We start from the raw sequence: 23565 nt of genomic DNA on the forward strand, positions 1-23565 counted from the left end.
CAGACCGGCCGTACGCCGGTCCAGGGCCCGCGGCGACCTCCGACGAGTGCCCCTCGGCGCCAGAATTCCGCCGCCGCACCCCCGAAACCGGGCGAACCATGCCAACTTCTCGCCCGGAACCGGAAGTTGGCGGACCCGCTCCACAGAGGCAGGCACATCGGAGCACTTTCGGGGTATCCGGTGTCTGCCGGGGAGGGCCCGGCAGACACCGAGACCAGGGGGCAGTCATGCCGCTGACATTCCGCAAGAGCTTCAAGATCTTTCCCGGCGTGCGCCTGAACATCAACCGCAAGTCGATGTCCATCACCACGGGCGGCGACCACGGCCCGCGCTACACGCACAGCACCACCGGGCGCAGGACGACGTCGATGGACCTGCCGGGTCCGTTCGGCTGGCGCAAGACCCGTAAGGCGAAGTGACGCAAGAGGGACATAGGGCGGCAGTCTCGACGAACCGTCACAGACGCGTTCCTTCACGGCACTCACCGGCGGCGACGTCGACGGGCGGCACCTTCGGGAGCCCCTCGACGGTCGCCGCCGTGCTGTTGTGCGCAGGCCCGCGACACCCGAACTCCCCCACGCCCGCCCCGCGATGGAGCCCGTCACCCGGAAGGCGGCGCTCCATTTCTTTTTATCTCACATCCGATATACGGTCGCGCCATGGCAGACGACTACCTCGTACGTATCGGCAAGCTCATCCGTGACGCCCGGCAACACCGGGGCTGGACACAGTCGCAGCTTGCCGAGGCGCTCGGCACCAGTCAGAGCGCCGTCAATCGCATCGAGCGCGGCAACCAGAACATCAGCCTTGAGATGATCGCCCGTATCGGTGAAGCGCTGGACAGCGAGATCGTCTCGCTCGGCTACGCGGGTCCGATGCATCTGCGTGTCGTGGGCGGACGTCGTCTGTCCGGCTCGATCGACGTCAAGACCAGCAAGAACGCGTGTGTCGCGCTGCTGTGCGCGACGCTGCTGAACAAGGGCCGCACGGTGCTGCGCCGGGTCGCCCGCATCGAAGAGGTGTACCGCCTCCTGGAGGTGCTCGGCTCGATCGGTGTCCGCACCCGCTGGATCAACGACGGCGTCGACCTGGAGATCGTGCCGCCGAGCGAGCTGGACATGGAGGCCATCGACGCGGCCGCCGCCCGCCGTACGCGCTCCATCATCATGTTCCTGGGCCCGCTGCTGCACCGCCTGGACGCCTTCAAGCTGCCGTACGCGGGCGGTTGCGACCTCGGTACCCGGACCATCGAGCCGCACATGATCGCGCTGCGCCGGTTCGGGCTCGACATCGCGGCGACCGAGGGGCTCTACCACGCCCAGGTGGACCGGTCCGTCACCCCCGGGCGGCCGATCGTGCTGACCGAGCGCGGGGACACCGTCACCGAGAACGCGCTGCTCGCCGCCGCCCGCCACGACGGCGTCACCGTCATCCGCAACGCCTCGTCCAACTACATGGTCCAGGACCTGTGCTTCTTCCTGGAGGCCCTGGGCGTACGGGTGGAGGGCATCGGCACCACGACCCTCACCGTGCACGGCGTGCCGAACATCGACGTCGACGTCGACTACTCGCCCTCCGAGGACCCGGTCGAGGCGATGAGCCTGCTCGCCGCCGCCGTGGTCACCGAGTCGGAGCTGACGGTGCGGCGGGTGCCGATCGAGTTCCTGGAGATCGAGCTCGCGGTCCTGGAGGAGATGGGCCTCGACCACGACCGCACGGCCGAGTACTTCGCGGACAACGGACGTACGCGGCTGGTGGACCTGACGGTGCGGCCCTCCAAGCTGGAGGCGCCCATCGACAAGATCCACCCGATGCCGTTCCCCGGCCTGAACATCGACAACGTCCCGTTCTTCGCGGCCATCGCGGCCTCCGCGCAGGGCAAGACGCTGATCCACGACTGGGTCTACGACAACCGGGCGATCTACCTCACGGACCTGAACCGCCTCGGCGGCCGGCTCCAGCTCCTCGACCCGCACCGCGTCCTCGTCGAGGGCCCGACCCGCTGGCGCGCCGCCGAGATGATGTGCCCGCCGGCCCTGCGCCCCGCCGTGGTCGTCCTCCTCGCGATGATGGCCGCCGACGGCACCTCGGTGCTGCGCAACGTGTACGTCATCAACCGCGGCTACGAGGACCTCGCGGAGCGCCTGAACTCGATCGGGGCGCAGATCGAGATCTTCCGGGACATCTGAGCACGGCTCGCACGGATGCCGTCGTGACCGGCCCCGGGCTGCTGGACGCAGGACGGGGCCGGGTGCGGCGGCACTCGTGTGTCCGGGGCGCCGCGTCGCACCCGGCGGCGGCCGGCCGGCTCAGCCCCGCGTGACCGTGACGTCCTGCTCCCGGCTCGCGTGGAATGTCGGGAGGGGGAGGCCCGTGCCGGCGAGTTCCGTCAGGGTGGCCTCGACGTGGGCCGGGCCCGGGACCAGCGTGTCGGTGGCGCGCTTCTCGGAGTTGGTCCAGCGGTGTTCGGCGCCGTCGCAGACGGCCGAGGAGCCGCCGATGCCGTGGTGGACCCGGGGGTCGCCCTGGGACACCGACGAGGAGACGAAGACGGGTCCCGCGGCGGAGGCGCAACGGTAGGTGCCGGAGAGGGTGATGGTGCCGTCGGCGGCGACCGTGGCGGTGGGGTCGACGGTCACCTCGTCGGACACGGCGGACCGGGCGACGGCGGACGGGGCGAGCAGCAGCAACAGCGCCGCGGCGGCGGCCGTACCGACGGTCTGGCGGACGAACATGGGATACCTCCTGGAACGGGGCCCGCTGAGGGCCCGGGAACGAGCGCTCAACAGGTACCGGTCCGACGCCCCGGGGCCGGTGATCATCACCCCATTGGTGGCGAGTTGGCCACGTCCGTCGCGGCCTCGTTCGAGAGTTGTCCCCGTGTTGTCACGCTTCACCGCCCGCTGTTCCGGTGAGTTCGCGGAGCGCGCATGGTCGGTACATGCGAGGGCGACGACAACGCCGCCGACACTCTTCGCATCCGACGTGGAGGTGCACCATGTGTTCCCACCGGTCTTCGTGCCCGTCCGTGGACTCCGTCGCCCCGCACATCGTCTCGGCCCACCCCGAGCAGGGCTGGAATCTCCTGTGCAACGGCGCGATCGTCTTCGACGACAGCGGTGAACTGCTCCCCGACGGCAGCGTGGTCGCTCCGCACCGGCTGTTCGCCGAGCGGCTCGTCGTCGCCGCCTGATCCGTTCCCCGTGCCGCTCCCGGGCCTCTGGGCCTTGGTCCCCGGACCTCCGGGCCTTGGTCCCCGGCCTTACGGGGCTTGGTCCCCGGCCTTACGGGAGCACGGCGAAGCCGTCGAGTTCGACCATCGCCTGTTCGTCCCACAGGCGCGTGATCCCGACGACGGCCATCGCGGGATAGTCGCGGCCCGCCAACCGGTGCCAGATGCGGCCGAGTTCGGGCGCGTTGAGCCGGTAGTCGGCGACGTCCGTGGCGTAGACGGTGACCCGGGCGAGGTCGGCGGGAGCGCCGCCCGCCGCGCGCAGCGCGGTCAGCAGGTTCTTCAGCGCCCGTTCGAACTGGAGGGGCAGGGTCTCCCCCGCCACCTTGCCGTCGGCGTCGAGCGCGGTCTGGCCGGCCAGGAAGACGACGCGGGAGCCGGTGGCGACGACGGCGTGCGAGAAGCCCGTCGGCGGGGACAGCTCGGGCGGGTTGACGCGTTCGGCGGTCATACGGTCTCCGATCCCGTCGGCCGGGCCTGTGCGGCCTCCCGGTACAACTCCTTGGCGATGACCGCTCGTTGGACCTCGCTCGCTCCCTCGTAGATACGCGGCGCGCGCACCTCGCGGTAGAGGTGTTCGAGGAGGTGGCCGCGCTGCAGGGCGCGTGCTCCGTGCAGTTGGACGGCGGCGTCGACGACGTACTGGGCGGTCTCGGTCGCGAGCAGTTTGGCCATCGCGGCGCGGCGGGGCACGTCCGCGGCCCCGGCGTCGTGAGCCGCGGCGGCCGCGTAGACCATCAGGCGGGCCGCCTCCGTGCGCAGGGCCATCTCGGCGACCTGGTGGGACACGGTCTGAAGGTCCTTGAGCGGGCCGCCGAACGCGGTGCGGCGGGTGGTGTGGGCGAGGGTGGCGTCCAGCGCGGCCTGGGCCATGCCGACGGCGAAGGCGCCCACGCTGGGACGGAAGAGGTTGAGGGTACTCATGGCGACCCGGAAGCCGTGGCCGGGCTCGCCGAGGACGTCGTCGGTGGTGACGGGGACGGCGTCGAAGGCGAGGGCGCCGATGGGGTGCGGCGAGAGCAGGTCGAGCGGGGTGCCGGTGAGGCCGGGGCGGTCGGCCGGGACGAGGAACGCGGTGACGCCGCGGGCGCCGGAGGCGGGTCCCGTGCGGGCGAAGACCGTGTAGAGGTCGGCCTCGGGGGCGTTGGAGATCCAGCACTTCTCGCCGGTGAGCCGCCAGCCGCCGGAGCCGTCCTCGTCCGCGCGGAGCGCCAGCGCGGCCGCGTCGGAGCCGGCGCCGGGCTCGCTCAGCGCGAAGGCGGCGACCGCCTCGCCGTCCGCGACGCGGGGCAGCCAGCGCTCGCGCTGGGCGGCGGTGCCGTGGGCGTGGACCGGGTGGGCGCCGAGGCCCTGGAGGGCGAGCGCGGTCTCGGCCTCGGTGCTGACCTGGGCGAGTGACTCGCGCATCAGGCAGAGGTCGAGTGCGCCGGAGGTGAACAGGCGGCCGAGCAGTCCGAGCCGGCCGAGCTCGGCGACCAGCGGGCGGTTGACGTGGCCCGGCTCGCCCTTGTCGGCCAGCGGACGCAGGTGGTCGGCGGCCAGGGTGCGCAGCTCGGCGCACCAGGCGGTCTGTCCCGGTTCCAGTGAGAATGCGGTCATTGCCGGTCCCTCTCCCCGTCGGACACCGTCCCACGTTATCGCGAACCGTTGACTGTCGTCACCAACACGATACGCTCCTTGTGCGAGCCCACCACGACGCCCACGAAGGCAGCCCACAAAGGCAAGGGGGCGAACCGCCATGCATCCCGTGGACCCCGCGGACACCTTGGCGCCGGCACACTCGGCCCACGTCGACACCTTCGCGCGCGACCATCTCCCGCCCCCCGAGCAGTGGCCCGAGCTCCTCTTCGACCTGCCCGGGCTGCGTTACCCCGACCGGCTGAACTGCGCCGCGGAACTCCTCGCCGGCACCGATCCCGGACGCCCCGCCTTCCACACCCCGTCCGGCCCTCCCTGGACGTACGGGCACCTGCGCGACCGCGTCGACCGCATCGCCCACGTCCTCACGGGCCAGCTGGGCGTCGTGCCGGGCAACCGGGTGCTGCTGCGCGGCCCCACCACCCCGTGGCTGGCCGCGTGCTGGCTGGCGGTGCTGAAGGCGGGCGCCGTCGCGGTCACCGTGCTCGCGCAGCAGCGGCCGCACGAGCTGCGCACCATCTGCGGGATCGCGCGGGTGACCCACGCCCTGTGCGACCTCCGCTCGGTCGACGACCTGGCCCGGGCGGGCGTCCCCGGCCTGCGGATCACGCCGTACGGCGGTGACGCGCCGGACGACCTGCTGCTGCGCATCACCGGCGCTCCCGACGGGCCCTTCGAACCGGCGGACACGGCCGCCGACGACGTGGCGCTGATCGCCTTCACCTCGGGCACCACCGGCCGGCCCAAGGGCTGCATGCACTTCCACCGCGATCTGCTGGCGACGGCGGACACCTTCTCCGAGCATGTGCTGCGCCCGCGTGAGGACGACGTGTTCGCGGGGAGCCCTCCGCTGGGTTTCACCTTCGGACTCGGTGGACTCGTCGTCTTCCCGCTGCGCGCCGGAGCCAGTTCCCTGCTGCTCGAACAGGCGGGCCCGAGGCAGCTGTTGCCGGCGATCGCCGAGCACCGCGTCTCCGTCCTGTTCACGGCACCGACCGCCTACCGGGCGATGCTCGCGGACCTGGACGGCCACGACACCGGGTCGCTGCGGCGCTGCGTGTCCGCGGGCGAGAACCTGCCGGCGGCGACCTGGCGGGACTGGCACGAGCGCACCGGGCTGCGCATCATCAACGGCATCGGCGCGACCGAGCTGCTGCACATCTTCATCTCCGCCGCCGACGGGGACATCCGGCCCGGCGCGACCGGCGTGCCGGTGCCGGGCTGGCACGCGCGCGTGGTCGACGCCGAGGGGACCGCGCTGCCGGACGGCGAGCCGGGGCTGCTCGCGGTGCGAGGCCCGGTCGGCTGCCGCTACCTCGCGGACCCCCGCCAGCGGGAGTACGTGCGCGGCGGATGGAACATCACCGGTGACACCTATGTGCGCGACCCCGACGGCTACTTCCGGTACGTGGCCCGCGCCGACGACATGATCATCTCGGCGGGGTACAACATCGCGGGGCCCGAGGTCGAGGACGCGCTGCTGCGGCATCCCGACGTGGTCGAGGCGGCGGTCGTCGGGCGGGCCGACGAGGAGCGCGGCCAGATCGTGGTGGCCCATGTGGTGCTGACGGAGGGCGCCCGCCGGGACGCCGAGGAGCTGCGCGTCTTCCTGAAGTCCGAGCTGGCGCCGTACAAGTGCCCCCGCGAGATCGTCTTCCCGGACGCGCTGCCGCGCACCGCGACGGGCAAGCTCCAGCGGTTCCTGCTGCGGGCCGAACCTGTCGCTGACACACCGTCACCCGTCGCGCCGGAGGGTGATATGTCCCCCGGCGGCGGCCCCAAGTGATCTTCGCGCACTAGAGTGATCAGCGTGTCAGAGCAGCACGCCCCCCGGTCCCTCATCGTCACGTTCTACGGCGCGTACGGCCGCTTCATGCCCGGTCCGGTACCCGTGGCCGAGCTGATCCGGCTGCTCGCGGCGGTCGGCGTGGACGCGCCCTCCGTACGCTCGTCGGTGTCGCGGCTCAAGCGGCGCGGGCTCCTGGAACCGGCGCGCACGACCGGGGGCGCGGCGGGGTACGCGCTGTCGCCGGACGCGCGGCAGCTCCTCGACGACGGCGACCGCCGGGTGTACGCGTCGGCGGCGCCCGAGGACGACGGCTGGGTGCTCGCCGTCTTCTCGGTGCCCGAGTCGGAGCGGCAGAAGCGGCACGTCCTGCGCTCGCGGCTCGCCGGTCTCGGCTTCGGCACGGCCGCCCCCGGCGTGTGGCTCGCGCCCGCCCGGCTGTACGAGGAGACCCGGCACACCCTGGAGCGGCTGCGCCTCGACGCGTACGTCGAGCTGTTCCGCGGCGAGCACCTCGGGTTCGCCCCGACGGCCGACGCGGTCGCCCGCTGGTGGGACCTGGCGGCGATCGCCAAGGAGCACGAGGCGTTCCTCGACCAGCACGAACCCGTCCTGCGCGCCTGGGAGACGCGCGGTGACACGCCGCACGAGGACGCCTACCGCGACTACCTCCTCGCTCTGGACTCCTGGCGGCACCTCCCCTACACGGACCCGGGACTGCCCGCGGCCCTCCTCCCCGAGGACTGGCCGGGCTCCCGCTCGGCCCGGGTCTTCGGGGCCCTGCACGACCGACTGCGGGACGCGGGCGCCGAGTTCGCCGGGGTGTCCCCGCGGTCGGGGTGTCCCGGGGCGGAGTGACCCCGCACCCGGCCTCCGACGCCGCTTCTCCTACGAGCCCAGCGTGAGGCGCGGCCGGGGAGCGTCCGTGCGGCCGGTCTGCGGGCGCCTGCTGCCCGCGCGGTAGGGCTCCGGCCAGCTGACGCCGGGTCCCTCGTAGCCCTGCTCGGCCGCCGCGTGGAGCGTCCAGTTCGGGTCGTAGAGGTGCGGCCGGGCGAGTGCGCACAGGTCCGTCCGGCCCGCCAGGATCAGGGAGTTGACGTCGTCCCAGGACGAGATCGCACCGACGGCGATCACCGGGACGCCGGTCTCGTGGCGGATCCGGTCGGCGTACGGCGTCTGGTACGAGCGGCCGTAGTCGGGGCGTTCGTCCGCGACGACCTGGCCGGTCGACACGTCGATCGCGTCGGCGCCGTGCGCGGCGAACGCCCGGGCGACGGCGACCGCGTCGTCCCCGGTGGTGCCGCCCTCGGCCCAGTCGGTGGCGGAGATGCGCACGGTCATCGGCCGCTCCTCCGGCCACACGGCCCGTACCGCGTCGAACACTTCGAGCGGGAAGCGGAGCCGTTTCTCCAGCGATCCGCCGTAGGCGTCGGTGCGCCGGTTGGTCAGGGGGGAGAGGAAGCCGGAGAGCAGATAGCCGTGGGCGCAGTGCAGTTCGAGGAGGTCGAAGCCGCAGCGGGCGGCGCGGCAGGCGGCCTCGGTGAACTGCTGCCGCATGTCGGTGAGTTGGGCGCGGGTGAGTTCGCGGGGGGTCTGGCTGTCCGGCCGGTACGGGAGCGGGGAGGCGGCGACGAGCGGCCAGTTGCCGTCGGGCAGGGGTTCGTCGATGCCCTCCCACATCAGCCGGGTCGAGCCCTTGCGGCCGGCGTGGCCGAGCTGGACGCCGATGGCGGTGCCGGGTGCCTGCCGGTGCGTGAAGTCGACGATCCGCCGCCAGGCGTCGGCCTGCCGGGGCGTCTGGAGCGTCGCGCAGCCCGGCGTGATGCGGCCCTCGGCGCTGACGCACACCATCTCGGTCATCACCAGGCCGGCGCCGCCGAGGGCGCGTGCTCCCAGGTGGACGAGGTGGAAGTCGCCGGGCACGCCGTCCTGGGCGGAGTACATGTCCATCGGTGAGACGACGACCCGGTTGCGCAGGGTCAGGCCGCGCAGCCTGAACGGGGTGAACATGGGCGGGGTCCCGGGCGGGCAGCGGAACTCCCGCTCGACGGCGGCCACGAAGTACGGGTCGCGCAGCCGCAGGTTGTCGTGCGTGACCCGGCGGCTGCGGGTGAGCAGGTTGAACGCGAACTGCCGTGAGGGCTGGCCGAGATGGCGGTCGATGTCCTCGAACCACTCCAGGCTGGCGCGGGCCGCGCGCTGGGTGGAGGTGACGACGGGGCGCCGCTCCTCCTCGTAGGCGGTCAGCGCCCGGTCGAGCGAGGGGTGTTCCTCCAGGCAGGCGGCCAGCGCGAGGGCGTCCTCGACGGCGAGCTTGGTGCCGGAGCCGATGGAGAAGTGAGCGGTGTGCGCGGCGTCGCCGAGCAGTACCAGATTCCGGTGCGACCAGCGGGCGTTGACGACGGTGCGGAAGCGTGTCCACGCCGACGTGTTGGAGGTGAGCGGGCGTCCGCCGAGCGCGTCCGCGAAGATCTTGCCGCACCGCTCGACGGACCCGCTCTCGTCGAGGTCCGCGAACCCCGCCGCCCGCCAGACCTCCTCGCGCATCTCGACGATGACGGTGGAGGCGTCGGCCGCGAACGGGTAGCCGTGCAGCTGCATCACGCCGTGTTCGGTCTCGGCGATCTCGAAGCGGAAGGCGTCGAAGGCGAAGTCGGCGGCCAGCCAGATGTAGCGGCAGCGGTGTTCCTCGACGGACGGGCGGAACACGTCCGCGTGCGCCGCGCGGGTGAGGCTGCCCGCGCCGTCGGCGGCGACCACGAGGTCGTACGCGGTCATCAGGTCGGCGACGGGCGGGGCCTCGGCCCTGAAGCGGAGGTCGACGCCGAGGGAGCGGCAGCGTTCGTGCAGGATCGCGAGGAGCCGGCGGCGGCCGAGCGCGGCGAAGCCGTGGCCGCCGGAGGTGTGCCGGACGCCGCGGTGCACGACGTCGATGTCGTCCCAGCGGACGAACTCCGCACGGAGCGCCGCGTAGACGACCGGGTCGGCGTGTTCGATGCCGCCGAGGGTCTCGTCGGACAGGACGACACCGAAGCCGAAGGTGTCGTCGGGGGCGTTGCGCTCCCAGAGGGTGATCTCGCGGGCCGGGTCGAGGCGTTTGAGCAGGGCCGCGGTGTAGAGGCCGCCGGGTCCGCCGCCGATCACCGCGACGCGCCGCGCGCCCTTCCCGGCTCCCGGAGCGCGCCCGGCGCCCGTGTCGTCGGTCCCGTTCCCGTGTCCGTCGTCCACGCGCATCCGCCGGTCACCTCCCCCGCCACTTCGGTGCCCGCTTCTCGGTGAACGCGGCGTGGAACTCGGCGTAGTCCTCGCCGTTCATCAGCAGTGCCTGGGTCGCGGCGTCCAGTTCGACGGCGGCGGCGAGCGGCATGTCCAGCTCGGCGGTGAGCAGCGCCTTGGTCTGGGCGTACGCGAGGGCGGGCCCCTCGGCGAGCCGGCGGGCCAGCGTCTGCGCGGCCTCGTCGGCGTGCCCCTCGTCGGTGAGTTCGCTGATGAGGCCGATGCGCTCGGCCTCGGGCGCGCGCACCGGTTCGCCGAGCATCAGCAGCCGGGTCGCGTGGCCGAGCCCGACCACGCGGGGCAGCAGATAGGCGGCGCCCATGTCGCCGCCGGAGAGGCCGACGCGGGTGAAGAGGAAGGCGAACCGGGCGCTCGGGTCGGCCACCCGGAAGTCGGCGGCGAGCGCGAGGACGGCTCCGGCGCCCGCGGCGACGCCGTGCACCGCGGCGATCACCGGGAACGGGCACTCCCGGACGGCACGGACCACCTGGCCGGTCATCCGGTTGAAGTCCAGGAGCTGGGCGGTGTCCATGGCGAGGGTCGCGCCGATGATCTCGTCGACGTCGCCGCCGGAGCAGAATCCGCGCCCCTCCCCGGCCAGCACCAGGGCGCGGACGGACCGCTCGCGGGACAGCTCGGCGAGCAGGTCCCGCAGGTCGGCGTAGGCGCCGAAGGTGAGGGCGTTGAGTTTCTCGGGGCGGGCCAGGGTCACGGTGGCGACACCGTCGGTGAGCTCGTAGCCCAGATGCTCCCACTCGGGGGTGCGGGCGGCGGAGCCGGTGAAGGGACTCATGAGGTGCGGCCTCCTCGGGCGGGGGCGACGCTGCGGCTGCCCTCCGAAGTTATCACTCATCCGTGACTGTCGTCACGAGTGCGCGATAGGGCGCTCCGCGTGTGTCCTCGCCGGGGCCGCGCCGCGAGGGGGAGCCGGGGCCCGGGAGTCCTGGAGGGGCGGGAGAACCGTCGGCCCGCCCGTCACGGCGTCACGGATCTTCGATAGCCGTGTAACGGCGGGAGCACACGCGGGAGGGGGACCGTTCCTCTGGGTACAGAGCCCCGTATCGGACCGAACGTCCCGAAAGGAGCCCCGGACGGCCCGGGGACACAGCGGCAGATGTCCGGAGAAAGCCCGCCGAGCACGTTTGCCCGACAGAGTCGTACCATTCCTAAGGTTGAAAGCAGGACAGCCTGCTCCATGAACGGACCCGCCTTGCACGACACCCCCGCCCCCGCCTCCTGGCGTATCGCGCTGCCGCACTCCGTCGCGGCCGTGCCCGTCGCCCGTGCGCTGGTCCGTACCGCTCTCGCCGAGCTGGAGCACGCGGCCGACAGCGACACCGCCGAGCTGCTCACCGCGGAACTGGTCGCGAACGCCGTGGAGCACACCGCGGGCGACGGGCCGATAGAGCTGGTCGTGGAACTGCTGCCGACCGGCTGCCAGGTCGAGGTGCACGACCCCGACCCGGCGCCGCCGGGCGACCTCACGGTTCCGCACCCGGCCGAGCCCGACCCCTGGCAGGAGCACGGGCGCGGTCTGCTGCTGATCCGCACCCTCAGCTCGTCCTGCGGGCACCGCCCCACCGACTCCGGCAAGGCGGTCTGGTTCAGACTGCCTGTGGTTCCCGCTCAGCGGCGTCCGCTGCGCTGACGGCGATGTCGGCCCCGGTACGGGCCAGCCGGGAGTTGCGGCGCCCGTAGACGAGGTACACCAGCAGTCCGGCCGCGAGGAACCCGGCGAACTGGAGCCAGGTCGTCCAGCCGGTCTCGTACATCAGGTAGAGGCAGAAACCCACGCCGAGGACCGGCACCACGGGGTAGAGCGGCACCCGGAAGGTGCGGGCGAGGCCCGGCTCGCGGCGGCGCAGCGCGATCACCGCGATGTTGACGGCCACCATGACGGCGAGGGTGCCGATGGTGCACAGGTTGACCACGGAGTCCAGCGACGCGAAGGCCGCGGGGAGCGCGAAGACGAGCGCGACGATCAGCGTGCCGGCGACCGGCGTCGACGTCTTCGGGGAGACCTTCTCGAAGACGCGCGGGACCAGGCCGTCGCGGGACATCGACATCAGGATGCGGGTCTGGCCGTACATCACGGCGAGCACCACGGAGGCGATGGCGACGACCGCGCCGAAGGCGATCACTCCGCCGCCGACGGTGGATCCGGTGACCTCGTTGACGACGTAGGACAGAGCGGCGGGGCGGCTGCCGACCTTGTCCCCGCCGATGGCGCCGATCGCGGCGAGGGCCACGGCGCAGTACAGCACCGTGACCACGCCGATGCAGACCAGGATGGCGATGGGGATGTTGCGGCGGGGGTTCTTGGCCTCCTCGCCGGCGGTGGTGATCGCGTCGAAGCCGATGTACGAGAAGAAGGCGGCCGTGGTGCCGGCGCCGATGCCGCCGAGTCCGGCGGGCGAGAACGGCGTGAGGTTGCCGTCCTTGAAGGCGCTGAACCCGATCGCGCAGAACAGCACGAGCACGACGAGCTTCAGCACGGCCATGGCGGCGGTCGCGCGGGCACTCTCGCGGACACCGCGGACCAGCAGGACCGAGGCGAGCGCGATCACGACGACCGCGGGGAGGTTGATGATCCCGCCGTCGGACGGGCCCGCGGAGAGCATGGCGGGGAGGTGCAGGCCGGTGAGGCTGACGAGCAGCTCGTTGACGTACTGGCTCCAGCCGACCGCGACGGCCGACACGGAGACGCCGTACTCCAGCAGCAGGCACCAGCCGACCAGGAAGGCCGTGCTCTCGCCGAGTCCGGCGTAGGCGAAGGAGTACGAGGATCCGGAGACCGGGATGGCGCCGCCCAGCTCCGCGAAGGCGAAGGCGGTGAAGACGCAGGTGATCGCGGCGAGGATGAAGGAGACGACCACGGCGGGTCCGGCCTGGGCGACCGAGTCGGAGAGTCCGACGAAGATGCCGGTGCCGACGATGGCGCCGACGCCGAAGCAGATGAGCTGGAAGAGACCCATCGTGCGCTTGAGTCCGTTGCCTTCGAGGTCGGCGCCGGACTCGGCTATCAGGTGAGCGGGGGACTTGATGCGGGGAGCGGGCATGCGGGGTGGTGCTCGTTTCTGGTGGTGCGGTGCGACGGGGTGGGTCGCGCGGCAGGCCTCGGAGGGGATGATTCCAAGGCCCGACGGACATCGTACGGACGATTTCAAGCCAGAGTGGCGACCAGGATCGCCTTGATGGTGTGCAGCCGGTTCTCCGCCTGGTCGAAGACGACGGAGTGCGCGGACTCGAACACCTCGTCGGTGACCTCCAGCGAGTCGAGGCCGTAGGCCGCGTGGATCTCGCGGCCGATCGTCGTGCCGAGGTCGTGGTAGGCCGGGAGGCAGTGCAGGAACCTGACGTCGGGGTTGCCGGTCAGGCGCAGCACGTCCATGGTCACGGCGTACGGGGACAGGGCGCCGATGCGCTCCGCCCACACCTCCTTGGGCTCCCCCATGGACACCCAGACGTCGGTGGCGACGAAGTCGGCGCCGCGGACTCCGTCGGCCAGGTCCTCGGTGAGGGTGACGCGGGCGCCGCTCTTGTCGGCCAGCTCGCGGGCCCGCGCGACGATCTCGTCGGCGGGCCAGTAGGCGCGCGGGGCGACGATGCGGACGTCCATGCCGAGCAGCGCGCCGGTGACGAGGTAGGAGTTGCCCATGTTGAAGCGGGCGTCGCCGAGGTAGGCGAAGGCGGTCTCGCCGAGCGGCTTGGCACCGTGCTCGCCCATGGTGAGGACGTCGGCCAGCATCTGGGTGGGGTGCCAGTCGTCGGTGAGGCCGTTGTAGACGGGCACGCCCGCGTGGGCGGCCAGCTCCTCGACGGAGGCCTGGCTGTCGCCCCGGTACTCGATGGCGTCGAACATCCGGCCCAACACGCGCGCGGTGTCCTTCACGGACTCCTTGTGGCCGATCTGCGATCCGGAGGGGTCCAGGTACGTCGTCGAGGCGCCCTGGTCCGCCGCGGCGACCTCGAAGGCACAGCGCGTACGGGTGGAGGTCTTCTCGAAGATCAGCGCGATGTTCCGCCCGGTGAGGTACCGGGGCTCCGTCCCGGCCTTCTTGGCCGCCTTGAGCCCGGCGGCCAGCTCGACCAGGCCGAGGAACTCCTCGTCGGTGAAGTCCAGCTCCTTGAGGAAGTGGCGGCCGGCGAGGGCGGTCGGGACTGTCGCCATGGGGGCGCTCCAGGGATACGGGGGACGGGGGCAGGGACGATTGGAATTCTATACGACGCTCGACATTTATATACGGCCTCGTGTTCGACTTCACGCGTCGACCTCGCCCGGACCCCCGCCACCGGCCCGAGGAGCGCCCCGGCACCTCCCACCGAGCGCCTCGGCACCGCCCCTCGCCGGCCCTCCACGCCACCTTTCGCCCACCCTCCCCGAGACCGGGGCCAGGGCCTGTCGTTTGGATCAGGCGGCGCCGAGGTGCGGTGCCTTGTCGGCTGGGCCGAGCGGGGCTGGGTGCGTGCAGCTGCAAGGCGGAGGAGGGCGACGACGCGGTGGGGGCACCTCCCGGCCGAAGGCTGGGGGACGTCGGCAACCGACGACAACGCGGCTGGGGGTCCCCCCTGCTCGAAGAGCTTGGGGGAGGGCGTGCCCAGCCCCGCGACCCGCCGCATGATCCGAACGACAGGCCCTAGACGGGATCGCGCTCGACGGGGCAGCTCATGCAGCGCGGGCCGCCCCTGCCCCGGCCCAGCTCGCTGCCGGGGATCTCGATCACCTCGATGCCCTGTTTGCGCAGATGCGTGTTGGTCGTGGCGTTGCGTTCGTAGGCGATCACGACACCCGGCTCGACGGCGAGGACGTTGCAGCCGTCGTCCCACTGCTCCCGCTCGGCCGCATGGACGTCCTGGGTGGCGGTCAGGACCCGGATCGCGTCGAGGCCGAGCGCCGCGGCGATGGCGCGGTGCATGTGCTCCGGGGGGTGGTCGGTGACCTTCAGCTCCTTCTCCCCCACGCCGGGCTCGATGGTGTACGAGCGGAGCATGCCGAGGCCCGCGTACTGGGTGAAGGTGTCGCCGCCGACCATCGTCATCACGGTGTCGAGGTGCATGAACGCGCGCCGTTTCGGCATGTCGAGCGCCACGATGGTGGTCGCCGAGCCGGCCGCGAACAGCTTGTGCGCGAGCATCTCGACGGCTTGGGGCGTCGTGCGCTCGCTCATGCCGATGAGCACCGCGCCGTTGCCGATCACCAGGACGTCTCCGCCCTCGATCGTGGACGGGTAGTCGGCCTGCCCCTGCGACCAGAGGTTGAAGCCCTCGTCGCGGAAGAGCGGGTGGTGCCGGTAGATCGCCTCGAAGTGCACGGTCTCGCGCTGCCGGGCCGGCCAGCGCATCGCGTTGATGGAGACCCCGTCGTATATCCAGGCGGAGGTGTCCCGGGTGAAGAGGTGGTTGGGCAGCGGGCCGAGCAGGAAGTCGTCGAGGTCCATGACGTGGAAGCGCACGGAGGTGGGCTCCGGGTGGGCGTCCAGGAACTCCCGCTTGGTCATGCCGCCGACGAGGACCGAGGCCAGTTCCGGCGCGGGCAGCGTCTCGAAGGCCGCCCGGAGGTGATCGGTGGCGAGCGGGCCGTACTCCTTCTCGTCGAAGACCCGGTCGAGGACGAGCGACCGGGCCGCCGGGATCGCCAGCGTCTCGGCGAGCAGGTCTCCGAAGAGGTGGACGGCGACCCCGCGGTCGCGCAGCACGTCGGCGAACCCGTCGTGCTCGGCGCGCGCCCGGCGCACCCACAGGACGTCGTCGAAGAGGAGGGCGTCCTTGTTGCTGGGGGTGAGCCTTTTGAGCTCGAGGTCGGGCCTGTGCAGGATGACGCGGCGCAGCCGCCCGGCCTCGGAGTCGACGTGGAATCCCATGTCTCCATCCTGACCATCCGGACGCGCGTTCACCCGCGGATCGCCGTGAGCCGCGTCGCATTCATTTCGTCCTCTTGACGATAAGAGCGTCCCCGCTTATCGTCTCAGTGACGACAACAGGGAACGAGAGGTCGCCGGGAACGCCCGGCGCCGAGGGGGTACTCATGGCCGACATCACCCGTCGCTTCGGCTGGCGCCATCTGCGCGGGGGCCCCACGGCCCACGTCCGGCACCACCGGTCGGGACAGCTGGTGCACGACGGCCCGGGCCTCAGCTTCTGGTACCGCTCGCTGACCGCGGCCCTCTCCGAGGTCCCGGTCGACGACCGCGAGCTGGCGATGACCTTCCACGCGCGGACGTCCGACTTCCAGGACGTCGCCGTGCAGGCCACCGTCACGTACCGGATCAGCGACCCCTCCCTCGCGGCCGCCCGCCTCGACTTCTCCATCGACCCCGACACGGGCGCGTGGCGCGGCACCCCGCTCGAACAACTGGGCTCGCTGCTGACCGAGACGGCTCAGCAGCACGCGCTGGACGTCCTCGCCCGTACGTCGCTGGGCTCCGCGCTGGTCGACGGGGTCGCGGCGGTCCGGGAGCGGATCGCCGGGGGGCTCGCCGCGGAACCCCGGCTGCCCGCCACCGGCATCGAGGTGGTCGCCGTGCGCGTGGTGGCGCTGCGCCCCGAGCCCGAGGTGGAGCGCGCGCTGCGCACCCCGGCCCGCGAGCAGATCCAGCAGGACGCGGACAAGGCGACGTACGAACGCCGGGCGGTCGCCGTCGAGCGGGAGCGTGCCATCGCCGAGAACGAACTCGCGAGTCAGATCGAACTCGCGCGGCGCGAGGAGCAGTTGGTCGACCAGCGCGGTACGAACGCGCGCCGCGAGGCCGAGGAGCACGCGGCGGCGGACGCCGTGCGCGCCGGGGCGGAGGCCGCCCGCACGGTCCGGCTGGCCGAGGCGGAGGCCACCCGGTCGCTGCGGCTCGCCGAGGCGGAGGCGAGCCGCAAGGTGCGGCTGGCGGGGGCCGAGGCGCAGGCGGAGCGCGAGGTCGGCGCGGCCCGGGCCGAGGCGCAGGCCGCCTGGCTGCGGGTGCACGGCGAGGTGGACGTCACCACGCTGCACGCCCTCACCGGGACCCGGCTCGCGGAGAACCTGCCGCGCATCGAGAGCGTCACGGTGTCGCCCGACGTGCTGACCGGGCTGCTCGCCAAGCTGGGCAACGCAGCCGGCGGAGAGCAGGCGTGAGCCTCGCTCCCCGGGTCGTCCTCGTCCACCGCACCAGCGAGTACGAGGAGTTGGTGGCCCGGCACGGTACGCACGGGCAGGCCGCGTTCTTCCTGTCCTCGCGCGGCCGGGACATCGCGGAGGTCGCCGAACGGCACCGGCGGGCCCGTGCGGCGCTCGCCGAGGTGGTCGCCGCCGTGCCGCTGACCTGGCGTCAGGCACGGGTGGAGCGGGCCGATCTGGACCGGTTCCTGTTCGCGCCGGAGGACGTCGTGGTCGTCGTCGGGCAGGACGGACTGGTCGCGAACGTGGCCAAGTACCTGGCGGGCCAGCCGGTCGTGGGGATCGACGCCGACCCGGGGCGCAATCCGGGCGTGCTGGTGCGGCACCGTCCCGGGAACGTCAAGGCGCTGCTCGGCTCCGCGTTCACGGGGGCGGCGGACGAACTGACCATGGTCGAGGCGGTCGCCGACGACACGCAGCGGCTGGTCGCCCTCAACGAGATCTACCTGGGATCCGCGGGCCACCAGACGGCCCGCTATCGGCTGGGGCTCGACGAGTACGGGGGTGCCGTCGAGCCCCAGGCCTCCAGCGGGGTGCTGGTGGGGACCGGGACCGGTGCGAGCGGGTGGCTCCGGTCGGTGTGGCAGGAGCGGGGCGGGGGGCCCGCGCTGCCCGGCCCGACCGACCGGCGGCTGCTGTGGTTCGTCCGCGAGGCGTGGCCCTCGCCGGCCACCGGTACGTCGCTGGTGGCCGGTGAGTTGGGTGCCGACGGGCGGCTGTGTCTCACCGTCGAGTCGGACCGGCTCATCGTGTTCGGGGACGGGATGGAGGGGGATGCGGTGGAACTGACGTGGGGGCAGACCGTGCGGGTGGGGGTGGCCGGGGTTCGGCTCCGGCTGGTCGGCTGACCGGGCCTGGCGGCCCTCCCCGCCCCACCTTCACCGAACCCCGCCGGGCCCCTTCGCCCCTTGGCGGGGGCGCCGCCGTTTCCGGCTCCCCGCCGGTGGGGGCCGACCGCGCAGTTCCCCGCGCCCCTGGACGGCCACCCGCATCGCAGGCGCGGCCCCCTCCAGCCGGCCGCCCCGGCCCGTGGCCGACTGACCGCCGGTGGGGGCTGATCGCGCCGTTCCCCGCGCCCCTGGGCTACGCACCCCCGTTGCACGTGCAGCGGACTCCCGCCCGCGCCCGGGCCCGTGGTCGGCTGACCGCCGGTGGGGGCTGGCCGCGCAGTTCCCCGCGCCCCCAGACGGCCTACGGCCGCCCCGGGCACCACCGACGCCACCCCCAGGGGCGCGGGGAACCGGCCCGCCAGTCGACGACTGCCGGCGGCCCGTTCAGGGGCGCGGGGAACTGCGCGAGCAACCCCCACCAGCCCGCCACTCGGCCACTACCGGCAGCCCGTCCAGGGGCGCGGGGAACTGCGCGAGCAACCCCCACCAGCCCGCCACTCGGCCACTACCGGCAGCCCGTCCAGGGGCGCGGGGAACTGCGCGAGCAACCCCCACCAGCCCGCCACTCGGCCACTACCGGCAGCCCGTCCAGGGGCGCGGGGAACTGCGCGCGCAACCCCCACCGGCCGGCAGCCGGGGCACCGGGCCCGTGGGGGTGGGCGAGGAGGGGTGCCCGCTACAGGCGGGGGTCCACCGGTTCGGATTCCAGGGCCAGCGTGGCGAAGACCGCCTCGTGGACGCGCCAGAGCGGTTCTCCCTCCGCCAGGCGGTCCAGTGCCTCCAGGCCGAGGGCGTACTCGCGCAGCGCGAGGGACCGCTTGTGGTTCAGGAAACGGCCGCGCAGGCGGGTGAGGTTCTCCGGACGGGTGTACTCCGGACCGTAGATGATCCGCAGGTACTCACGCCCCCGGCACTTGATGCCGGGCTGCATCAGCCGCCCCTTCTCGCTCCGCACCAGCGCCCCCGCCGGCTTCACGACCATGCCCTCGCCGCCGCGGCCGGTCATCTCCAGCCACCAGTCGACGCCGGCCCGCACCGACTCCGGGTCACCGGTGTCGACGAAGAGGCGCCGGGTGGTCTGGAGGAGACCGGTGCCGTCGTGTTCCACGAGCCGGTCGATCAGGGCCAGTTGCCCGTCGTGCGGCAGCGCGGCGAGGCTCCGTCCCTGGACGGCCAGGATCTGGAACGGGGCGAGGCGGACGCCGTCGAGGCCGTCCGTGGTCCAGCAGTAGCGCCGGTAGGCGTCGGTGAACGCGGCCGCGTCCACGGCCCGTTCACGCTGGCGGCTCAGCAGGTCCCCGACATCGATGCCCCGCGCGGCGGCCCCTTCGAGCGCCGACAGGGCACCCGGGAACACCGCTCCGGACGCGGCGCCGACCGCGGCGTACTGGTTGCGCAGCAGTCCGGACGCCTTCAGCGACCACGGCATCAGCTCGGCGTCGAGCAGCAGCCAGTCGGTGTCCAGCTCCTCCCACAGTCCGGCCTCGGTCGCGGCGGCACGCACCCGGCCGAGGATCTCCTCGGTGACGGCGGCGTCGTCGAAGAAGGGCCGGCCGGTGCGGGTGTACAGGGACCCGGTGGGGCCGTCCACGCCGAACCGCTCGCGCGCCACGTCCGCGTCCCGGCAGACCAGAGCCACCGCCCGCGACCCCATGTGCTTCTCCTCGCACACGACCCGCTCTACCCCGTCCTCCTTGTACTGGGCGAAGGCCTCCGCGGGGTGCTCCAGGTAGCCCTCGACGTGCGAGGTCGCGGTGGGGGCCATGGTCGGCGGCAGGTACGGGAGCAGCCGCGGGTCCACGGCGAAGCGGCTCATGACCTCCAGGGCCGCGGCAGCGTTCTCCTCACGGACGGCCACCCGGCCGGCGTGCCGGGTCTCGACGGCCCTGCGGCCGTACACGTCCGCGAGGTCCAGCGGCCTGCCCTCGTGACCGCCCGGCGCCTCGGTGGCGAGCGGCTTGGCCGGTTCGTACCAGACCTGCTCGGCCGGTACGTCGACCAGTTCGCGCTCCGGCCAGCGCAGCGCGGTCAGCTTGCCGCCGAACACCGCGCCGGTGTCCAGGCAGATGGTGTTGTTGAGCCAGGTCGCCGTGGGGACGGGGGTGTGGCCGTAGACCACGGCGGCGCGGCCCCGGTAGTCCTCGGCCCACGGGTAGCGCACCGGCAGGCCGAACTCGTCGGTCTCGCCGGTGGTGTCGCCGTAGAGCGCGTGCGAGCGCACCCGGCCCGAGGTGCGGCCGTGGTACTTCTCGGGCAGACCGGCGTGGCAGACCACGAGCCGGCCGCCGTCGAGGACGTAGTGGCTGACGAGTCCGTCGACGAACTCCCGCACGGAGGAACGGAACGCGTCGCTCTGCGCGTCCAGCTGCTCGATGGTCTCGGCGAGTCCGTGCGTGTGCTGGACCTTGCGGCCCTTGAGGTAGCGGCCGAGCTTGTTCTCGTGGTTGCCGGGCACGCACAGGGCGTCGCCCGACCCGACCATGGACATCACGCGGCGCAGTACGCCGGGGGTGTCGGGTCCGCGGTCGACGAGGTCACCGACGAAGACGGCGGTACGGCCCTCGGGGTGCGCGCCGTCGACGTAGCCGAGCTTGCCGAGCAGGGTCTCCAGCTCGGCGGCGCACCCGTGGATGTCGCCGACGATGTCGAAGGGGCCGGTGAGGTGGGTCAGGTCGTTGAACCGCTTCTCCGTCACGACCGAGGCGTTCTCCACGTCGGCGACGCCCCGCAGGACGTGCACCTTGCGGAAGCCTTCGCGCTCCAACTGCCGCAGGGAGCGGCGCAGTTCGCGGATGTGGCGCTGGATGACGCGGCGCGGCATCCCGGCGCGGTCGGTGCGGGCCGCGTTGCGTTCGGCGCACACTTCCTCGGGCACGTCGAGGACGATCGCGATGGGCAGCACGTCGTGCTTGCGGGCGAGTTCGACCAGCTGCCGGCGGCTGTCCTGCTGGACGCTGGTCGCGTCGACGACGGTCCGGCGGCCGGCCGCGAGGCGCTTGCCCGCGATGTAGTGCAGGACGTCGAAGGCGTCGCCGCTGGCGCTCTGGTCGTTCTCGTCGTCGGCGACCAGGCCACGGCAGAAGTCGCTGGAGATGATCTCCGTCGGCTTGAAGTGGCGCCGGGCGAAGGTCGACTTGCCGGATCCCGACGCGCCGATCAGCACCACGAGGGAGAGGTCGGTGACGGGCAGGACGCGCCCCTGGTAGGTCTCGTCGCTCATGCCGCCTTCTCCTCCTTCTTCGCGGTCGGGGTGGCTGTGGTCACGGTGAAGACGGCCATCTGGGTCGGTGGGCCGACCTCGGGGTCGTCGAGGCCGACGGGGGTGAACTCCACGGTGTATCCGTGCCGTTCGGCGACCGTGCGGGCCCAGGCCCGGAACTCCTCACGGGTCCATTCGAAGCGGTGGTCGCCGTGCCGGCTGTGTCCGGCGGGGAGGGTCTCCCAGCGGACGTTGTACTCGACGTTCGGGGTGGTCACGAGGACGGTCCGCGGGCGGGCGGAGCCGAACACGGCGTACTCCAGGGCGGGCAGCCGGGGCAGGTCGAGGTGCTCGACGACCTCGCTGAGCACGGCGGCGTCGTATCCCTTGAGCCGGCGGTCGGTGTAGGCGAGCGAGCCCTGGACGAGCTGGACGCGCGCGGCCTGCCGCTCGCCCATGCGGTCCAGCTTGAGCCGGCGCGCGGCGATGGTGAGAGCGCGCATGGACACGTCGACGCCGACGATCTCGGTGAACCGGGTGTCCTTGAGCAGTGCCTGGACCAACTGGCCCTGCCCGCAGCCGAGGTCGAGGACGCGGCTCGCGCCGGACGCGTGCAGCGCGGCGAGGATCGCGTCCCGGCGCAGCACGGCGAGCGGCACCGGCTTCTCCTCGGTGTCGGTCTCCTCGTCGACCGCGTTGTCGATTTCCTCGACGTCTGTGTCGTCGGTCTCGGCGAGGCGGACGAGTTCGAGCCGCTCCATGGCCTCCCGGGTCAGCGACCAACGCCGGGACAGGTAGCGGCTGGTGATCAGCTTCTGCTCCGGGTGGTCGGGCAGCCAGCCCTCGCCCGCGCGCAGCAGCTTGTCGACCTCGTCGGACGCCACCCAGTAGTGCTTGGCGTCGTCGAGGACCGGGAGCAGGACGTAGAGGTGGCGCAGCGCCTCGGCGACCGTCAGCTCCCGCGCCTCCAACTCCAGCCGTACGTAGCGGGATTCACCCCATTCCGGGAACTGTTCGTCCAGCGGAACGGGCTCGGCCGACACGGTCCAGCCGAGTGGTTCGAAGAGCGCTCGGACGAGGCCGGCGCCGCCGCGTGCGGGCAGCGCGGGCACCTCGACACGCAGCGGCCGGGCTTCGGCGGGCAGTTCGGGCCGAGCGGCGCACTGGCCCTTCATCGCGCTGGAGAAGACGGCGCTCAGCGCGACGGCGAGCAGCGAGGAGGCCGCGTACGGGCGGTCGTTGACGTACTGCGCGAGCGCGGCATCGGGTGCGCCGCCTCGTCCCTTGCCCTTGCCGCGCCGGACCAGGGCCACCGCGTCGACCTCCAGGAGCAGCGCGGCCGTGCACCGCTCGGCGGTCGCCTCGGGATAGAGGACGTGGGCCGTGCCGTAGGACGTCGAGAACGTCTGCGCCTTGTCGGGATGCTTGTGCAGCAGGAAGCCGAGATCGGTCGCTGGGCGCTCTGGGGTACCGGTGGTACTGATCGTCAGGAACACTGTCGTCTGCCTCGAAACGTCTTCTGAGCTGCGGAGACCCACACGGATCGGCGGTTCGGCGCACTCGGGTGCGCGCCTCTCCGGCGCCGCCCGGTCGCAGCGATGGGCGAGCGCGCCTCGGGGTCGCCGCCGCGCGCCTTCCTCCGGCCCGGCGGCTCGTGGCCACAGCGCGCCGCGGTCGGCCGCGGGGGCGACGCCTGGTCTCGGCGCGCCCCCACAACGTACCGCCGACGTCCCAGGTGGGCTCGGGTTTTTTCGTGCCGCCGGGGTGGGCGACGGGGGTCGGACGGAGGTGCCGGACGATCTCGGCACGGCCTCCTACGCGTCGTCGACGCCCGCGGCATCGAGGAGGGTGCGGGCCATGGTGACGGCGAGGCCGTCGAGTCCTCGGCCCTGCATGACGGCGCGGACGCCCGATCCGTCGAAGGTGACGGTCAGCTGCCGGGCGAGCAGCGCCGGGTCCTCGACGCCGGCGCGCTCCGCCTCCTCCTGGAAGAACGCGGTCAGGGTGTCCTTGCAGCGGCGGGCCACCAGGCTCGCGGGATGGTCCGGGGCCTTCAGTTCGGCGCTCACGGACACGAAGGGGCAGCCGCGGAAGTCCGGGCGGTCGGCGAGCTGCTCCAGGCGCTCGAAGACGTGCAGGATGCGCGCCCGCGGCGGCCGGTCGTCGGCGCCGGGCACCAGGAACGCCTGGTGGGCGGGTGCGCTGCGTTCGAGGCTCGCCGCCAGCACCTCGTCCTTGCTGCCGAACAGCTGGTACATCGAGCGCTTGGAGACCCCGGCCTCGCGGCACAGCGCCTCGACACCGATGCCGACCCCCTCGCGGTAGAAGAGCCCGGCCGCGGCGTCGAGCAGTCGGTCCCGGGTCGTGGAGGCCCCGGTCGGTGTCGCCTGTGTCATG

The 23565-nt window shown here is 72.7% G+C and carries 19 protein-coding genes; 8 read left to right on the forward strand and 11 right to left on the reverse strand.

The genetic code is table 11. From position 1 onward, the window contains the following. Window positions 1-227 precede the first annotated feature (227 nt). Both OG406_RS11065 and OG406_RS11070 read left to right on the forward strand, forming a co-directional pair. Window positions 228-419 carry a DUF4236 domain-containing protein gene (locus OG406_RS11065; protein WP_081219920.1) on the forward strand — a complete coding sequence of 64 codons (192 nt, stop codon included), beginning with the start codon at window positions 228-230 and terminating at the stop codon, window positions 417-419. Window positions 420-659: 240 nt separating this feature from the next. Then, window positions 660-2189 carry a helix-turn-helix domain-containing protein gene (locus tag OG406_RS11070; protein ID WP_329185526.1) on the forward strand — a complete coding sequence of 510 codons (1530 nt, stop codon included), beginning with the start codon at window positions 660-662 and terminating at the stop codon, window positions 2187-2189. A 120-nt stretch (window positions 2190-2309) separates the two neighbouring features. Here OG406_RS11070 and OG406_RS11075 read toward each other — a convergent pair whose 3' ends face one another. Beyond that, a complete protein-coding gene (locus tag OG406_RS11075; protein WP_164375123.1) occupies window positions 2310-2735 on the reverse strand; it encodes a DUF6299 family protein in 426 nt (141 codons plus the stop codon). 263 nt (window positions 2736-2998) lie between these two features. Between OG406_RS11075 and OG406_RS11080 the strand changes: the two genes are divergently transcribed. Further along, window positions 2999-3193 carry a DUF5999 family protein gene (locus OG406_RS11080; RefSeq protein WP_266617213.1) on the forward strand — a complete coding sequence of 65 codons (195 nt, stop codon included), beginning with the start codon at window positions 2999-3001 and terminating at the stop codon, window positions 3191-3193. Window positions 3194-3284: 91 nt separating this feature from the next. Here the strand turns inward: OG406_RS11080 and OG406_RS11085 are convergent, their stop codons facing one another. Both OG406_RS11085 and OG406_RS11090 read right to left on the reverse strand, forming a co-directional pair. Next, the gene (locus OG406_RS11085) at window positions 3285-3683 is read right to left on the reverse strand and encodes a RidA family protein (protein WP_164375125.1); all 399 of its coding nucleotides are present in this window, start codon (window positions 3681-3683) and stop codon (window positions 3285-3287) included. Beyond that, window positions 3680-4831 (reverse strand): acyl-CoA dehydrogenase family protein, encoded by a 1152-nt coding sequence (locus OG406_RS11090; RefSeq protein WP_267048763.1) that lies wholly within the window; start codon window positions 4829-4831, stop codon window positions 3680-3682. The genes OG406_RS11085 and OG406_RS11090 overlap by 4 nt, the downstream gene beginning before the upstream one ends. Before the next feature lie 139 nt (window positions 4832-4970). Here OG406_RS11090 and OG406_RS11095 point away from each other — a divergent pair, with 139 nt between their 5' ends. After that, on the forward strand, window positions 4971-6656 hold the full coding sequence (locus OG406_RS11095) for an AMP-binding protein (protein WP_323186434.1): 1686 nt from the start codon (window positions 4971-4973) through the stop codon (window positions 6654-6656). Window positions 6657-6671: 15 nt separating this feature from the next. Beyond that, the gene (locus OG406_RS11100) at window positions 6672-7514 is read left to right on the forward strand and encodes a PaaX family transcriptional regulator (RefSeq protein ID WP_267048762.1); all 843 of its coding nucleotides are present in this window, start codon (window positions 6672-6674) and stop codon (window positions 7512-7514) included. 30 nt (window positions 7515-7544) lie between these two features. Here OG406_RS11100 and OG406_RS11105 read toward each other — a convergent pair whose 3' ends face one another. Then, entirely contained in the window at window positions 7545-9890 is a 2346-nt protein-coding gene (locus OG406_RS11105) for a bifunctional salicylyl-CoA 5-hydroxylase/oxidoreductase (RefSeq protein WP_329185528.1), read from the reverse strand. Between the two features lie 7 nt (window positions 9891-9897). Next, entirely contained in the window at window positions 9898-10725 is an 828-nt protein-coding gene (locus tag OG406_RS11110) for an enoyl-CoA hydratase family protein (RefSeq protein WP_267048761.1), read from the reverse strand. Between the two features lie 402 nt (window positions 10726-11127). Between OG406_RS11110 and OG406_RS11115 the strand changes: the two genes are divergently transcribed. Next, complete coding sequence (locus tag OG406_RS11115; RefSeq protein ID WP_164375131.1) at window positions 11128-11580, forward strand: ATP-binding protein; 453 nt, start codon at window positions 11128-11130, stop codon at window positions 11578-11580. On the opposite strand, the gene OG406_RS11120 is transcribed toward OG406_RS11115, so the two are convergent. The 3 genes from OG406_RS11120 to OG406_RS11130 all read right to left on the reverse strand — a co-directional run bounded on the left by OG406_RS11120 (window position 11537) and on the right by OG406_RS11130 (window position 15793). After that, complete coding sequence (locus OG406_RS11120; protein WP_329185529.1) at window positions 11537-12991, reverse strand: amino acid permease; 1455 nt, start codon at window positions 12989-12991, stop codon at window positions 11537-11539. The genes OG406_RS11115 and OG406_RS11120 overlap by 44 nt on opposite strands. A 104-nt stretch (window positions 12992-13095) precedes the next feature. Continuing rightward, window positions 13096-14103 carry an ornithine carbamoyltransferase gene (gene argF, locus OG406_RS11125; RefSeq protein ID WP_329185530.1) on the reverse strand — a complete coding sequence of 336 codons (1008 nt, stop codon included), beginning with the start codon at window positions 14101-14103 and terminating at the stop codon, window positions 13096-13098. 466 nt (window positions 14104-14569) lie between these two features. Continuing rightward, a complete protein-coding gene (locus tag OG406_RS11130) occupies window positions 14570-15793 on the reverse strand; it encodes an arginine deiminase (protein WP_081219907.1) in 1224 nt (407 codons plus the stop codon). A 164-nt stretch (window positions 15794-15957) separates the two neighbouring features. On the opposite strand from OG406_RS11130, the gene OG406_RS11135 reads away from it, so the two are divergent. Next, a complete protein-coding gene (locus tag OG406_RS11135) occupies window positions 15958-17037 on the forward strand; it encodes an SPFH domain-containing protein (protein ID WP_164375134.1) in 1080 nt (359 codons plus the stop codon). Then, the gene (locus OG406_RS11140; RefSeq protein WP_164375135.1) at window positions 17034-17927 is read left to right on the forward strand and encodes a hypothetical protein; all 894 of its coding nucleotides are present in this window, start codon (window positions 17034-17036) and stop codon (window positions 17925-17927) included. The genes OG406_RS11135 and OG406_RS11140 overlap by 4 nt, the downstream gene beginning before the upstream one ends. Window positions 17928-18645: 718 nt before the next feature. On the opposite strand, the gene OG406_RS11145 is transcribed toward OG406_RS11140, so the two are convergent. The 3 genes from OG406_RS11145 to OG406_RS11155 all read right to left on the reverse strand — a co-directional run bounded on the left by OG406_RS11145 (window position 18646) and on the right by OG406_RS11155 (window position 23564). Next, complete coding sequence (locus OG406_RS11145) at window positions 18646-21189, reverse strand: polynucleotide kinase-phosphatase (protein WP_329185531.1); 2544 nt, start codon at window positions 21187-21189, stop codon at window positions 18646-18648. Further along, on the reverse strand, window positions 21186-22664 hold the full coding sequence (locus tag OG406_RS11150) for a 3' terminal RNA ribose 2'-O-methyltransferase Hen1 (RefSeq protein ID WP_326842163.1): 1479 nt from the start codon (window positions 22662-22664) through the stop codon (window positions 21186-21188). The genes OG406_RS11145 and OG406_RS11150 overlap by 4 nt, the downstream gene beginning before the upstream one ends. Before the next feature lie 318 nt (window positions 22665-22982). Beyond that, a complete protein-coding gene (locus OG406_RS11155; protein WP_329185532.1) occupies window positions 22983-23564 on the reverse strand; it encodes a TetR/AcrR family transcriptional regulator in 582 nt (193 codons plus the stop codon). Window position 23565: the final 1 nt, after the last annotated feature.

This window comes from Streptomyces sp. NBC_01428 (assembly GCF_036231965.1).
In the GTDB taxonomy this organism is placed as follows: domain Bacteria; phylum Actinomycetota; class Actinomycetes; order Streptomycetales; family Streptomycetaceae; genus Streptomyces.